At 55.6% G+C, this 13,109-nt stretch carries 13 protein-coding genes and 1 pseudogene; 5 read left to right on the top strand and 9 right to left on the bottom strand.

The genetic code is table 11. From position 1 onward, the window contains the following. Positions 1–27: 27 nt before the first annotated feature. From J2J99_RS30245 to msuE, 6 genes are all read right to left on the bottom strand, one after another. Positions 28–1,362 carry an ABC transporter substrate-binding protein gene (locus J2J99_RS30245; RefSeq protein ID WP_127431427.1) on the bottom strand — a complete coding sequence of 445 codons (1,335 nt, stop codon included), beginning with the start codon at positions 1,360–1,362 and terminating at the stop codon, positions 28–30. A gap of 100 nt (positions 1,363–1,462) precedes the next feature. Next, on the bottom strand, positions 1,463–2,503 hold the full coding sequence (locus J2J99_RS30250) for a branched-chain amino acid ABC transporter permease (RefSeq protein ID WP_168301791.1): 1,041 nt from the start codon (positions 2,501–2,503) through the stop codon (positions 1,463–1,465). A 3-nt stretch (positions 2,504–2,506) separates the two neighbouring features. Further along, positions 2,507–3,403 (bottom strand): branched-chain amino acid ABC transporter permease, encoded by an 897-nt coding sequence (locus J2J99_RS30255; RefSeq protein ID WP_168301792.1) that lies wholly within the window; start codon positions 3,401–3,403, stop codon positions 2,507–2,509. Further along, positions 3,403–4,296, bottom strand: coding sequence for an ABC transporter ATP-binding protein (locus J2J99_RS30260; protein ID WP_376741976.1), 894 nt, complete (start codon positions 4,294–4,296; stop codon positions 3,403–3,405). The genes J2J99_RS30255 and J2J99_RS30260 overlap by 1 nt, the downstream gene beginning before the upstream one ends. A gap of 163 nt (positions 4,297–4,459) precedes the next feature. Further along, on the bottom strand, positions 4,460–5,563 hold the full coding sequence (gene sfnG, locus J2J99_RS30265; RefSeq protein WP_168301794.1) for a dimethylsulfone monooxygenase SfnG: 1,104 nt from the start codon (positions 5,561–5,563) through the stop codon (positions 4,460–4,462). 22 nt (positions 5,564–5,585) lie between these two features. Continuing rightward, positions 5,586–6,173 carry an FMN reductase gene (msuE, locus tag J2J99_RS30270; protein ID WP_168301795.1) on the bottom strand — a complete coding sequence of 196 codons (588 nt, stop codon included), beginning with the start codon at positions 6,171–6,173 and terminating at the stop codon, positions 5,586–5,588. 60 nt (positions 6,174–6,233) lie between these two features. Here msuE and J2J99_RS30275 point away from each other — a divergent pair, with 60 nt between their 5' ends. Both J2J99_RS30275 and J2J99_RS30280 read left to right on the top strand, forming a co-directional pair. After that, positions 6,234–6,515: a hypothetical protein gene (locus J2J99_RS30275; protein WP_168301796.1), complete on the top strand. Its 282-nt coding sequence runs from the start codon at positions 6,234–6,236 to the stop codon at positions 6,513–6,515. 23 nt (positions 6,516–6,538) lie between these two features. Beyond that, positions 6,539–6,838: a hypothetical protein gene (locus J2J99_RS30280; RefSeq protein ID WP_244604854.1), complete on the top strand. Its 300-nt coding sequence runs from the start codon at positions 6,539–6,541 to the stop codon at positions 6,836–6,838. A gap of 296 nt (positions 6,839–7,134) precedes the next feature. Here J2J99_RS30280 and J2J99_RS34655 read toward each other — a convergent pair. Further along, positions 7,135–7,227: pseudogene (locus tag J2J99_RS34655) on the bottom strand (helix-turn-helix domain-containing protein); the annotation flags it as partial. A 617-nt stretch (positions 7,228–7,844) separates the two neighbouring features. On the opposite strand from J2J99_RS34655, the gene J2J99_RS30285 reads away from it, so the two are divergent. The 3 genes from J2J99_RS30285 (at position 7,845) to J2J99_RS30295 (ending at position 10,409) form a co-directional block, all read left to right on the top strand. Continuing rightward, positions 7,845–8,522 carry a hypothetical protein gene (locus J2J99_RS30285; protein ID WP_168301797.1) on the top strand — a complete coding sequence of 226 codons (678 nt, stop codon included), beginning with the start codon at positions 7,845–7,847 and terminating at the stop codon, positions 8,520–8,522. Positions 8,523–8,725: 203 nt separating this feature from the next. Then, entirely contained in the window at positions 8,726–9,439 is a 714-nt protein-coding gene (locus J2J99_RS30290) for a GntR family transcriptional regulator (RefSeq protein ID WP_168301798.1), read from the top strand. A gap of 202 nt (positions 9,440–9,641) precedes the next feature. Next, positions 9,642–10,409 (top strand): hypothetical protein, encoded by a 768-nt coding sequence (locus J2J99_RS30295; protein ID WP_246763171.1) that lies wholly within the window; start codon positions 9,642–9,644, stop codon positions 10,407–10,409. Between the two features lie 336 nt (positions 10,410–10,745). Here J2J99_RS30295 and J2J99_RS30300 read toward each other — a convergent pair whose 3' ends face one another. Together J2J99_RS30300 and J2J99_RS30305 are read right to left on the bottom strand one after the other, a co-directional pair. Beyond that, positions 10,746–11,828: a hypothetical protein gene (locus J2J99_RS30300; RefSeq protein ID WP_205919229.1), complete on the bottom strand. Its 1,083-nt coding sequence runs from the start codon at positions 11,826–11,828 to the stop codon at positions 10,746–10,748. 35 nt (positions 11,829–11,863) lie between these two features. Further along, the gene (locus J2J99_RS30305) at positions 11,864–13,072 is read right to left on the bottom strand and encodes a glycerophosphodiester phosphodiesterase family protein (RefSeq protein ID WP_245007029.1); all 1,209 of its coding nucleotides are present in this window, start codon (positions 13,070–13,072) and stop codon (positions 11,864–11,866) included. Positions 13,073–13,109 lie beyond the last annotated feature (37 nt).

The following is a 13,109-nucleotide window of genomic DNA, read 5'->3' on the forward strand; positions in this document are numbered from 1 at the left end:
CCTGTTGTCAGGCGCGGCATGAAGGGATTAGTTGGTCGCCGTTTCGGCGTCTGCCGCGGTACGAAGCTTGATGCCCTTCTCGGTCGCGTAGGCTTCCGAGGACTTCTCGATGATCGGCCGCAACAGTGCCCAGTCCGGTGCAATCCAGTCAGAGACAACGTTCCACTTCTTCCCGTCCCACTGTTGGAAAGTCACGTAGCCGTTGCCCTCATGATTATCCCAGGTAACGTTGATCGAGTGGAACAGGCTCTTGGCGCCGAGCGCCTCGACACGCGCCGGGTTGAGTTGTAGGTGTTCAAAACCCCAGCGGACCTCGTCGCCCGTGAGCGTCCGCTTGCCGAACTTCTCCTGCGCGATACGGATTGCCTCGACATTGAGGATGCCGTTGACGATACCGAGGTTATGATAAACTGACCCGATACGCTTCTTGTCTTCGAGGTTGCCCTTGCCGGAGTCGTAGAGCGTTTTGACGATCTCCTGAACGACCGGGTATTTTGTGCCAGATGCCTGCGTAGTGATCGCCGTATAGCCCTTGGCGGCATCACCAGCGGGGATGACGTCTTCTTCTGAATTGGACCAGACGTTTCCGATAATATGATCTGCCGGGAAGCCAACCTTGGCTGCGGTTTTCAGCGCGACCGGGTTCATCACGCCCCAACCGCGTAGGACGACGAAGTCTGGCTTGGCGCGGCGGATCGTGAGCCATTGCGACTGCTGTTCGTTGCCAGGATGCGGCACCTCGATCTGCTGAAGTTCGAAACCATATTTTTGCGCCAGCAGTTCGTAAATCGGGATCGTTTCCTTGCCATAGGGCGAGCCGTGATAGAGAACGACGATCTTCTTTCCCTTGAGATTTTCGATACCGCCTTCCTTGCCGGCGATGTAGTTCACGATGCCTGAGGTCTCACTGTATGGATTGAGCAGCAGCGGGAAAACATAAGGGAAAACGCGGCCATCGGTCGAATCCGTGCGGCCATGATTGATAGTAATCAACGGCACCTTATCGGCGGTGATGCGATCGATCATCGCATAGGCAATGCCGACGGAAAGCGGGTTCCAGGCGGCGACGTTCGGGTTGGACTTCAGGCGCTCGTAGGCTTCGACGCCACGCTCGACCTCGTACTGCGTTTCAGCTTCCGACCATGTCAGCTTGACGCCACCCACGCCGCCGTCGCGCGTGTTGATCAGGTTCAGATAATCGATGAAACCACCGAAGAAGCCGGTGCCGCCGGCAGCATAGGGGCCGACGCGATAGCTCTGGAGCGGGAAATATTGTTCGTCCGCATGGGCCATCGGCAGGGCCACCGTGAAGGCGAGGCCGGCGGCAAGAGCCGCAATCTTGAATTTGGCAAGGATCGTCATTTTTGGACATACTCCGGGTATCGACCGGGGCAAGGCGCCGGTCCGGGTTGATCTGATAAGGGCTGGTGGCATTTCGAGAGCCTTGATAGCTCCGTTTCGATCAGGACTGCACGATGGCGGCACGGATTCGTTTTCGGACCCGATCCCAAAGGGCGACAAGCCCATCCGGTTCGAGGACCAGAAAGAGGATGATGAGCGCGCCGAGCACGATGCGCTGACTCATATCCAACACGCCTGAATTGAAGATATTTCCGAGCAGGAAGGAGCCAAGCCGGGACAGGACCAGGGGAAACACAACGATCAGCGCCGCTCCGAAAAAAGCACCGCGGATCGATGCAAGCCCCCCGATGATGACGATGAACAGGACCTGGAACGACCGGTCAAGATTGAAACCGGCGGGCTCGACCGTGCGCAAATAGGCGAACGCCCACAGGACTCCGGCGATGCCGATGATGAAGGAGGAGATTGCGAAGGCCAAAAGCTTGGTTTTCAGCACCGGCACGCCTATGATCCGCGCCGCTGTCTCGTTGTCGCGCACGGCAATGAAATTGCGGCCGGTCTGCGAATTCACCAACCGATGGGCCAGCAAAGTGAGAACGGCGACCACCGTCAGCGCGAAATAGTATCGTCCGACGGGCCCATCGAAAACAAGACCGAAAGCCGAAAGCTGAGGCGCATCGATAACGCCGGATGCGGACTCATTCGAAAACCAGCTAAATTTGGTCAGTGCCCACTGCACGAAAAACTGCGCTGCAAGCGTCGATACCGCGAGGTAAAAGCCCTTGAGGCGCAGGCTGGGAACGCCGAACACCAAGCCGACGCCGGCCGCAGCGAAACCAGCAAGTACCATACTGACGATCAAAGGCAGACCGTCGACGCGAAGATTGAAATTGAACGCCGCGAACGCGCCGACAGCCATGAAGGCAGCACTCCCCAACGACACCTGCCCGGCATAGCCCGTCAGGATATTGAGCCCCAAGCCGGCGAGGCTGAGGGCCATGAACGGCAGCAGGATAGCCTCGAACAGGTAGTCTGACCCGAGAAGCGGCACAATGACATAGGCAATGGCAAGCCAAGCCAACGGCGTCGCCCAGCGGGCGGGGAACCGGTAGGCCGGCAGATCGCAAGTGATCGTGGACATCGGTCAGACCCTTTCCAAGAGCTTCTGGCCGAACAGGCCGGAAGGGCGAACGAGGAGGAAGGCGAGCGCGATCACATAGGCAAACCAACCCTCAATGCCGCCGCCGAAATATCCGCCGATATAGACCTCAGCCAGCTTCTCGGACGCGCCGATCAGCAACCCGCCGAGGATCGCGCCGAGGATCGAGTCGAACCCACCGAGGACGAGAACCGGCAAGGCCTTCAGGACAATCAGCGACAGTGAGAATTGCACCCCGACGCGGGCTCCCCACAAAAGACCGGCGACCAGCGCCACCAGACCTGCGGTGGCCCAGACCGTCGCCCAGATCCAAGGCAGTCTCAACCCGACGGCGAGCGCCGCGAACTGATCGTCGGCCACGGCGCGAAAACCGAGCCCGATGCGGGTGTAACGGAAGAAGACAGAGAGCAGCAGCACCATGGAGGCGGCAACGACGGCTGCGAAGATGTCGAATTGACTGATGTAGACACCACCGACATCGAACGGCACATCCTCGATACCGAGATCAAGGCCGTGCACCTGCGTGCCCCAGATCAGTTGGGCAGCGCCCTCGACAATATAGGAGAGGCCGAGCGTCGCCATGAAGAGCGTGATCGGCGGTTTGTTGGTCAGCGGCCTCAACACGGTACGCTCGACAGCTATCCCGATAACGACCATGATCGCGAAGGTGATCGCGAATGCGAGCGGGAAGGAAATGCCGCGTTCCGTCAGGCTGACGAAGGTCAGCGCCGCGAACAGGAGCATCGCCCCTTGCGCAAAATTGAGGACGCCGGATGTCTTATAGATCAGGACGAAACCGATCGCGACCAGCGAATACATGACGCCGGACAAAAGGCCGCCGACGAGAATCTCCATGAAGAACAGCCAGTCGAAGTCAGCCATCAGATGCCCGCCCCCTCTTCATTTTCGGGAGCGACACCGAGATAGGCATCAATCACGCGCTGGTCGCGCTGGATTTCGTTGGGTGTTCCATCGGCGATCTTGCGGCCGTAGTCGAGCACGACAACGCGGTCGGACAACCCCATGACAACGCCGATATCGTGCTCGATCAGCACGACGGTGGTACCGAACCTGTCACGTGCGGCGCGCACGAAATCGGCCATCTCGTTCTTTTCCGTCGCCGTCATTCCGGCCATCGGCTCATCGAGCAGCAGGATGTCGGGCTCGGCCACCAGAGCGCGCGCCAATTCCACCCGTTTTTGCAGACCATAAGGCAGTGTACCGACCAGACGATCGCCAATATGCGAAAGGTGGAGGAACTCGAGCACCTCGAAAGCCCGACTGCGGGCATCCCTCTGTTCCGTGCGGGCTCGACCGAGGCCGACGATCTGTTCGACGAAGCTAGACCGCGTCTTTTGCGCTCGTCCAACCACGACATTGTCGAGAACGCTCAAACCCTTGAACAATGCCAGGTTTTGGAACGTGCGAGCAATGCCGAGACGGGCAAGTTTCTGCGTCGGGACCTGGGCATGGCGGCGCCCGGAGAGCCACACAAAACCGCGATCGGGTCGGTATACGCCGCTGATCACATTGATGATCGAGCTCTTGCCAGCACCGTTGGGCCCTATAACGGCGAGGATTTCGCCACGCCAAACGGACAGATCGATATCCTTCAGGGCGACGACGCCACCGAAGGATAGATCGATGCGGGCCAGCTCCAGAATGATGCCGTCCGTTGCGCCGGCTTCAATGGGCGACGCCCAGGCCGCGCCTGTTCCTCTGTCCAAGCCGGCCAAGTGCTCCTGAACGTCCGGCGGAAACGGCGCCGCTCCCAAGCCTCCGAAGGCAAATGTCATAGTGTGCACGCCCCTGCTTTCGACGGCGCGCCACGAGCCCACGAGTTCATAGGCGCACGCTATCCCACCACGAACCACCGGGTTCTTGGCCTGTCATCGTTGATGCGGCCGGCTTTGCGGGCCGGCCGACAACGTGTTGCGATTACTCGGCGGCGACGGCCGTCGCCGTTTCGGCTTCTTCCAACTCGCGGATCAACGGGATGACGTGCTTGCCGAAATACTCGACCTCTTCCTGGAAATGCAGGAAACCGAGAAGGATGAGGTCCGCGCCGGCGCGCTTCAGGTCGATGACCCGCTCGGCGACCTGGCGTGGTGTCCCTATCAGGTTGGAGCGGAAGCCGTCGTTGTACTGGATCAGGTCCTCGAAAGAGGATTTCGCCCAGTTGCCCTCGCCTTCAGGTGATGATTTCCCGGCGTTCTTGACTTCGTGCCCGAAGGCATTGACCGCCTCTGGATTGGCCTTCTCAATAATCTCGGCGAGCACGGCCCTTGCCTCTACCTCGGTCTCGCGGACGATGGCGAAAGCGTTGACACCAACGAGGACGGAATGACCGTTAGCCTTCGCCTTGCCCTGGATGTCAGCCACCTGCTTGCCGATTTCCTCCGGCGTGTTGCCATTGGTGAAGTACCAGTCGGAAACACGCGATGCCATGTCGCGTGCAGCGCGAGAGGAGCCGCCCTGGAAGATTTCCGGCTGTGGATCGATCGGCTTGGGCTTAAGCGAATAATTGTTGAAGCGATAGAAATCGCCGTGGAACGTGAAATTGTCTTCGGTCCAAATACCGCGCAGTGCGCGGATGAATTCCTCCGAGCGGCGGTAGCGCTCGTCATGGTCAAGCCAGTGCTCGCCAATTGCGTGGAACTCGCCTCGGAACCAGCCACTGACGATATTGACGGCGACACGACCATTGGTGAGGTGATTGATGGTGGCGATCTGCTTGGCCGCCAGTGTAGGATTCCATGGTCCCGGCAGAATGGCGGCAATCACCTTCAGCGTTGTCGTCGATTCCAGCAGCGCATGGCTAAAGGAGACGGATTCATGCTGGAATTCGGCGCCATAACCGGCGGTGAAACGAATTTGGCTCAGCGCATAATCGAAGCCACTAGCCTCGGCGATCTGCGCCAGCTTTCTGTTATATTCGATCGTCCAGCTCGTCCGCTGCTCAATATTGGAAATGACGAGGCCACCCGAAACATTGGGAACCCAGTAGGCGAATTTGACCGGCTCTCTGCTGGCATAGGACATGATACTCTCCCTCTTGAAATGGCTAGGCTGACGCGGAGGCGAGCGCCGGGCGGTTTGCATGAGCGCGCGCGGCAGCGGTGTGATCAGAGAGCGGCAGCACCTGAGCGAGTTCTGAAACGGCGCGCTCGATACGCTCTTGAACCACAGGACTGGCGATCTCATAATCCGTGAAATCGGTTTCGGTAGCGTAGATCGACGTCGGCAGTGTCAGGGCGTTGAAGAAGCCGAATAGCGGGCGCAACTGATGTTCGGTCATCAAACCGTGCAGCGGTGTGCCACCTGTGGCAGCCAGAATGACCCGCTTTCCGGTCAGTGCGCGGTAGTCAACAAGGTCGAAGAGATGCTTGAGAGCGCCGGTATACGATGCCCGGTAGACCGGCGACCCGACAACAAGGACATCAGCCGCCTCGACGGCGTCGATAATCGCCCGCCCCTCGGCATCCAACTGGTCCGATCGAAGCGCCTTGAAGAGAATGGGGGCAGCGTCAACCAGTTCTATGGTTTGCCCATCGAGACCCAGCTTCGATGTGGCTGCCGACACAAGTGCTTCCACAAGGGAGGCAGTTCGCGATGGTCGTTTTACATTTCCCGCAAGACCCAGAATTTTCATGTCGGCGACATCCTTTTGCGACGTAGTCTATATATTTAATGGACTAATGATAACGACACGATGCCAATATTTCTCCCTGTTGTAGATTGCCATCCTGAAATCGCGCCCAATGGGCGAAATAAAAACTTCAGCTTGGCGTTCTATGTGGCGCAGCAAACTGCACGCCACGGCGAGAGCGAACAACTCTCTATGGCCAAATGGGTTGCGCTGGTGCTGAAGCGAAATGGAGCTCGCGCAACGATCGGGAAGCATATTTTCGTCTCGCCATGGAGGGAAGAATGCGAAATTTGCAAAGGTCCGACCTGCTACAGCAGTTACTTAGCGACCAGCCACGGTGTCTAAACTAAAGAGGAGCCCGTTCGATCGTGCTCGAAACACTATCGATTCATAGCGCGAATCAAATTGACCGCATAAGCGGAACTCAAGCAGCAAACAAGCAGGGCACCATGACATCTTACCTCACAAGGCAGAAGCATGCTAAGGAAAGACTAGGCGCAGCGCTTCAAAAAATGAATGACGCCATCCGCGACGTACACAAATCCGGCATTGATGTCGATATCAGTACCCTCACGATACACACGCCGCGTGGCCCGATGGTTCAAGTCGACCTTAAGACGTTCCGCGCATATGACGCGCCCCCAGTGTTGCGATTGGTGGAAGAATAAATGCGGTTAGATTCGCTCATCGATCACCGTGCCACGATGATCGCGTGCCTGGGTTTCCACCAATCGCAGTCGGCAAGCTGTCTCTACAGCAAGGGTGCGACGAATGACTTCAGGCGCTAGCCTTCGCGCCAGCCAATTAGGCGGAAGCGTCCAGCTCGGCTAAGTCTGAAGCCTGGATGGCCCTATAAGCTGTAGGAGCTTGAAGGGCTTCCCATTAAGCGCCTCCTGTACTCGGTGAGCTGCTGCAGGCATCCTCCTTAAGGCCGCTGTGTAGCGACTTCAGTGCGACGCATGTCTCAAATCTTGTCTAAAACTCCTAGGGCGGCCGCGGTCCTTCGTATCCTTGACGAGTCAAAATCCGAGCTCTTCTCAAGAGTTGTCAAGTCAGACCATCGCTCGTCCAGCGAAAGCTAGTCGGATCTACCGCAAGGGGAGCCAGGATGTCATCGTTTCCGACCTTCCGAGAACGCTTTCTCTGCCGGCCGAATATAATGGTGGTCCGAGTAAACTGACTTCGGCGTAACCGGTGTTCGTCCCACGCGTTATCCTGTCAGCAATCTGGTGTTCGACTTTCAATACAAGAGCGAAGGAAGTGTCTCCGTCGAGACTGAGATTCTTCCAATAAATTCAACTCATTGGCGATCAGCCCGGTGGTGACGAAATACTCAATCCGACCAACATGTCGGGGTTGTCAGATAGAAGGGGAACTTTTCGTGCTGCTTGAGGGAGTCATAGCCGTACATTACCACTTCGAGGTTTGGCCATCGCCAACGGGAGATTGTCAGCTCGAACATTTGCGGACTCAAGCAAATCTTGAACTCTCTTGCGTAATACGATATCGTACCGAGTTGTGTACTCGCCCAACAAAGTATAAATGTAAGCCATGGCGATTGGCTAAATATATCAGAAAATATATTATTGTTAAATATTGATCTATGGCGGAGTGCCGTCTAGACGTGCTCAACACGCGGCATGGGACTACCCCGGTCAGCGACGGGAGGCTTAGATGAACCGACGTGACAAAATGCATCCAAACGAACCCAGGTGTGATAGCCCGGAAATGGGGCTCGTCTTGCTCGATGGCGAACGCGTGCTTGCTCAACGGCGTGGTATACGCTGGCAGCCGGCCGCACGGAACGAGCATCTGGATGCGCTTCGCGAAGTCGCAGATAGCGGAAGATATTATCGGGTTAACCGTCCTGTAGTGACCGGCATGGAGCTGAGCCTTGAAATATTGTCGACATTGCAACAACCACCTGCCGAACACGAGGCAAGCATAGGCCTGGACCTAACCAAAGCACATCTCGCCACCAAACACGAACCGGAACAAATGCATCAGATCACATGGTCTCTTTCAAAATCTGAACGTGTCTTTGATTGCGCTGGAGGCGATTCTGACAACGGCGAAGCCATCGCTACTGATGGACAAGTCGAGGCTCTCGCGAACCGCGTCTACATCAAATCCGCCGAAGCCTATAATCAGCTGATTGATAGGAGTAACCGATCACGTCCACCGAAGAGCTATCATGCACATGTTGATTTTGAAAACTGTCAGTACATTGATGGCACTTCCAGGCCTTGGAGACCCGGTTCGCTTAAAGGCGGCCGCTTGCGCGTAATACGACGGGCGTTAGACATTGGACCAGCGCGCCATCCCGACGCAGCCTTGTGCCTATGGCATTGAACTTAGCGGCAGAATGCGATAGCTGCCAATTACGGCCGCGGCTATAATACAGGTGGTTGATCCCGAATCTGGTTCGGGCGTGAAACGCGGCGCAAGTATTGGAAGGGTCGACTAATTCGACCTTCAATTCCAAGCGACCGTCCGGTCTCAAAGTAAAGCTCCTGTAGGGTCCTTGAAGGATATCGACAGAGGAAAACTATCAAATGCGGTGTTGCAAGAACGCGCCCCAAGGTCGTGGGGGTGGCTCGAATTTTTCTACTGAACCAGAACCTGCAAAGGCCGATATTGCCTACGATGCTATTCGAAGAATTCTCCACAGTAACGGTCGTGTGCCGGAGCAACATCTCAGGGAACAGGATCTAGCGTCTAAGCTCGATCTTGGTCGAACACCAGTTCGCGAAGCGCTTCAGCGGCTCGCAGCTGAAGGGAAGATTCAATACATCCCTCAAAGAGGCTTTTTCACCAGGCCGATGTCGGAAAGAGCTCTGTTAGATGTTTATGTTGTCGGACGTGAAACCCTGATCTCGGCATTGAATCGAATGCGGCCGCAGGTCCCAGAGAGCTGGACCGTGGCGGATAAATTGTCCTCTGACGAACTTGCCTTAAGGGCAGAAGCGATATTCACTAAAATCGCGCAAGAAGCATCGAATTGCGAGGCTTGCAAAATCGTCCACCGGTTCTGTTTTTGCACTCACCCTTTACGAATGGAACTAACTGCGTCGGAACTTCGGCCCGCGTTTGTTGAAAGCCTCGAGAAGCTAATTGACGCAATGTCTGAACTAGGCACGGCAACGACCCTGGTGGAGTCCGCGTTGATGAACCACCTTGATCTAGAACAGGGTGCCGTCTCAAGGATTGTACAAGAGGTGAACGAACGTGGATTAACAGGTTTTCCGGGGCCTGCGAAAAGTTTTTGACATTTCAAACTGTCATCTCGACGAATGATCCTGGTCAACGAGCCTGAAGAATTTTGTCGAGTGCCGCGCATATCTGCGGCTGCTGCGGGCAATCCAAGAGCCGACGTCGGCATCACCTACCAGCATTTTAATTATGTTGCCAAATCAAAGAGGCTGCCGCCATCCCTTCAGCATCCCAGAATACAGCGCTGCAGAGCGAAAGGTGCTTGTGTCCTATCGGGCAACGCCCTCCGTAGGTTTCCATTTGCTGCGGCTTGGCCAGGCTAGCTATGTTGATCGAGCGACGTTTTCAGCCGAAGTCTCAAAAGACATTGTGCCAAAGATCATAACAGCCAACGGGATCGACGCTGCGACCTTGAGGACAGAGGTTACGCCGGGCGGGTATCTCCTCAAAACAAATGCATCGCTTCAGACCGAGGGTGATCTCGATGACGCCGTGACGGATAGGCTTGCCGGCCCGCTAGGCTACGTCTTGCGCCAATATCGCGTTCTTACCTCTCGCCTCGACGACACGACAGGTAAGACAGGCCTTGTAATCGTGCGGTTTGCGCAGGGCAGCCTTAGCGCCACCGTGGCGCAGAGATTCTTCGAAGCAGCGGACGCAACGAAAAATGGCTTGGGCGGCGGATATAGCGTAGTCGGTGACGAGCAGATCTTCCTCAATGCGACGAATTCCGAAGGAAAACCTTATAGCGGACTCGATGACGCAAGCTTCCTAGACGGATTGAGGCGCGCAGCCGTATCGTTTGGCAGCCCTAAACCAAGGGTTTCTCCCCTCGGCAATGCGACCGCGCGCTTTATTGGGAATGATTGGCAGAGGTCAACAAGAGGCGAGGGCTATCAAAACCTTGCTCGGTGGATCGGACGGCGAGTTAGTGAGAAAGCTCGAAAGCTCGACGAGATCAGCAGCTGTTATGCATTCCTCCTCGCGAAGACAGCCGACAGCAAGGGCTGGGCCAGAGATGAATAAGGGCCGGACGAGGACCTACGCTCAAGTCGCTGAGCAAACTCAAAAGGCTTTCACGAAACCGGCCTCGCTGGCGATACGATTTGAGGATCCCACGCCGGCCACCTGGGGCCGCGCCGGAGAAAATCTCACTGCTGCAATGCTCAGAAATTGAGACGGCTTAATCCTGCTATAGTTCTAGAATATCTTAACGCGGCGATTTCCACGCTTGAGTGGTCACCATCTTTGCCCAATCTTGTCAGACATTCGGTTCACAAGCGACCGGGATTGCGGCATCGCGGTAGCTGAAACTGATGCCGTCTGATCGCGTTGGAACAAATCAGAGTCGTCCAACATTCGTTATTCAAAGCGTTCAATATTAGTGCGGATCGCATCACCAGCCACCGATTTTACATTCGACGGAGGATTGCCAGGACGAGCCGTGCCGCAGGGAGTCCTTATCTCGCCGGAAAGGTACTGGCCGCTGTTGCAGGGCAGCATGTTGACGTCGAGAAAGTCGCTCCTCTTCAGGGAGTTCTGATACGCTACGACTTCTTTCATCGACAAGGGGTTCGCGAAGATCGTCACTCCCTCAAACCCCGGTAACGCCTCAATTGGCTCAATCATGGGCGATGTCTGACCGGGCACTGCTGCAGCGCCAATAACCCATGGGCCAACCGATCCGAAAATGACGGATTTCGGACGATCGGTTGGCGTGCCAGAGCTGAAAGGAGAATGCGGGAACCCACTGTCGAGCACTGCCTCATCCCACTGGTAAGCTGTAAACGCTAGAAAATATGTGTATGGCGCAAAACGGTCCATGCGAACTTTGCCGTCTGGAGTAAAGGTATAGTAAATCCACTCAGTGCCGGAGAATGCCCCTGTTGGCCCCACGACGTTCATGTCCCAGGGCTTCTGCCACCATGCAGTAGACGCCATGTCGCTTTGAAGCAGGCTTTTCGCGAATGACCACTTCTGACCATTCGGATTGGGTGCAGCTCCCAATGCGAATGATAGGTAAGCATCGTTTGAATTAGAACTTAGAAGCGATAAGGCGCTGCCGCCATTAGGAACAGTATTTTCACGGGTTTTTTCGACCAAAAGGACAGTGAACCCCGTGTCTGGTCTGATCGACGCGCTTTGACTAGTCTCGATTGACGTGCGCGGTGGAAGGTTGAAGGAAGTCTTGTTGGTATAGAAGTCAAATGCCTGCCTCGTATCTTCGGGCACCGGATAATCCGCTTCTGCCGCCGAGTCGTGTATGTACAGCTTTGGAAATTCCCCGAAAATGGGCACTACCTTCGGTGTGAGCGTCTGAGATACTTTCTCCGACGCGCTTCTAAGGCAACTGGCTTCATTGGTACATGATGCTCCTTGCCCTTCTCCAGCGACAAGACAGCCCAGCGCGGAAGACAATAGGAAGATTTTTATTCCATTATTCATCAAAACATTCCCTTTTTGAAAGCGGAGGTCTTGCTCTAGCGAGTGAGTTCGGAGGTGTTGCGGCGCCGTATCTGGCGCAGCATATCGCCGACTACGTCGGGCCAATCAGTGGTGATAAGATTGGTACGATTGACGAGCGCCATCTCAGGATCTCCTCGGTAATCTGGTACGATCCCTCGCTGAGCGGTCGATTTCGGATCCGTGTTGTGCTCGAAGCAGCATTTTCCGGCGCTGTTTGCGACGCCCTCTGGAAAGTAGTTACTTTCATGATAGGTGGCGAAGCCCTGCTGCTGGTCGATATAGTCGAAATATGCCTGCAGACCGTCACCTTTATAGAATTGGTTCATTTCAAACTGAATGGAGAACGGCACCACATTCCATTGATCGTAGATTGGATCCTCGTGGGGATCATAGCTGGAATCCTTCACATTCTCGTCATCCGGGTTTTCGACGACAATTAGCCCGCCAATGAGGTTGGGGTCGTAGGTTGTCCGATTTAGAATCGTGCCGACATCCGCCGCATCCTTTGCTTTGAGCTTGAATACAACGGCTTTGCTGAGTTTCGCATTTCCCTTGCTCGCGAGAATGTCAAGGCAGCGTTGCATGAGCTCGATGGGATCAGTAGGGTCCTGATCATCGACTGCCGCCTTGATATCGACGATCATCACGTACCCATGACCATCATCGGAAACATATTCGGCGAGTAGATCGAGCGCGGCGGAGAATGTTAGGAACTTCGCCTTTCGCCCTTGTGAATCCGTAAAAACGCGGCCATGTCGGTCCCGTAGATCGGCCTGTCGTAGCTGCGACAAGTTCTGATTATATAATAGGCCGCTTCCAGTTGATTCGCGCTCAATCCTGTAGTCATGAGATAGAACGACTTCTTTGTCTGCGGTGAAGCGGGCATCGACCTCCACGCTCTCAATCTGCGAATTCCAGGCGTCTTGCAAGGCATAGGCTGAATTCTCAGGATAGATCTCCCAGGATCCGCGGTGCGCAGATAGCAGGACCAAGTCGTCATCGGGTTTCGGCAGCTTGAACATGTTTCTTGTAATCGCACTTACAAGATATGGTGAAGGCTTTACCGGAAGTAGCGCCTCTGCTGCGGCGTAGGATGGAATACCGAAAGCAAGAAGAGAAGTTAAAGTGAGCGATGCACGCAGATCACGTCGGCCGCCGAGGTAACCGAGACGCGAGGAGCAAAAATTCACAAGCACTGATGCCACATTGTTGCTGGTGTCCATGGAGATTCGGAACCTTTCGATGAGAATTTCGGGTAGC

This window comes from Rhizobium binae (genome assembly GCF_017357225.1).
GTDB classification, from domain to species: Bacteria; Pseudomonadota; Alphaproteobacteria; order Rhizobiales; family Rhizobiaceae; genus Rhizobium; species Rhizobium binae.

Coding starts and splice junctions, on each gene's coding strand:
- J2J99_RS30275 (WP_168301796.1), top strand. CDS start 6,234: ATGCCAATATTTCTCCCTGTTGTAGATTGCCATCCTGAAATCGCGCCC.
- J2J99_RS30305 (WP_245007029.1), bottom strand. CDS start 13,072: ATGGACACCAGCAACAATGTGGCATCAGTGCTTGTGAATTTTTGCTCC.
- J2J99_RS30300 (WP_205919229.1), bottom strand. CDS start 11,828: ATGAATAATGGAATAAAAATCTTCCTATTGTCTTCCGCGCTGGGCTGT.
- J2J99_RS30290 (WP_168301798.1), top strand. CDS start 8,726: ATGCGGTGTTGCAAGAACGCGCCCCAAGGTCGTGGGGGTGGCTCGAAT.
- sfnG (WP_168301794.1), bottom strand. CDS start 5,563: ATGTCCTATGCCAGCAGAGAGCCGGTCAAATTCGCCTACTGGGTTCCC.
- J2J99_RS30255 (WP_168301792.1), bottom strand. CDS start 3,403: ATGGCTGACTTCGACTGGCTGTTCTTCATGGAGATTCTCGTCGGCGGC.
- msuE (WP_168301795.1), bottom strand. CDS start 6,173: ATGAAAATTCTGGGTCTTGCGGGAAATGTAAAACGACCATCGCGAACT.
- J2J99_RS30250 (WP_168301791.1), bottom strand. CDS start 2,503: ATGTCCACGATCACTTGCGATCTGCCGGCCTACCGGTTCCCCGCCCGC.
- J2J99_RS30285 (WP_168301797.1), top strand. CDS start 7,845: ATGAACCGACGTGACAAAATGCATCCAAACGAACCCAGGTGTGATAGC.
- J2J99_RS30245 (WP_127431427.1), bottom strand. CDS start 1,362: ATGACGATCCTTGCCAAATTCAAGATTGCGGCTCTTGCCGCCGGCCTC.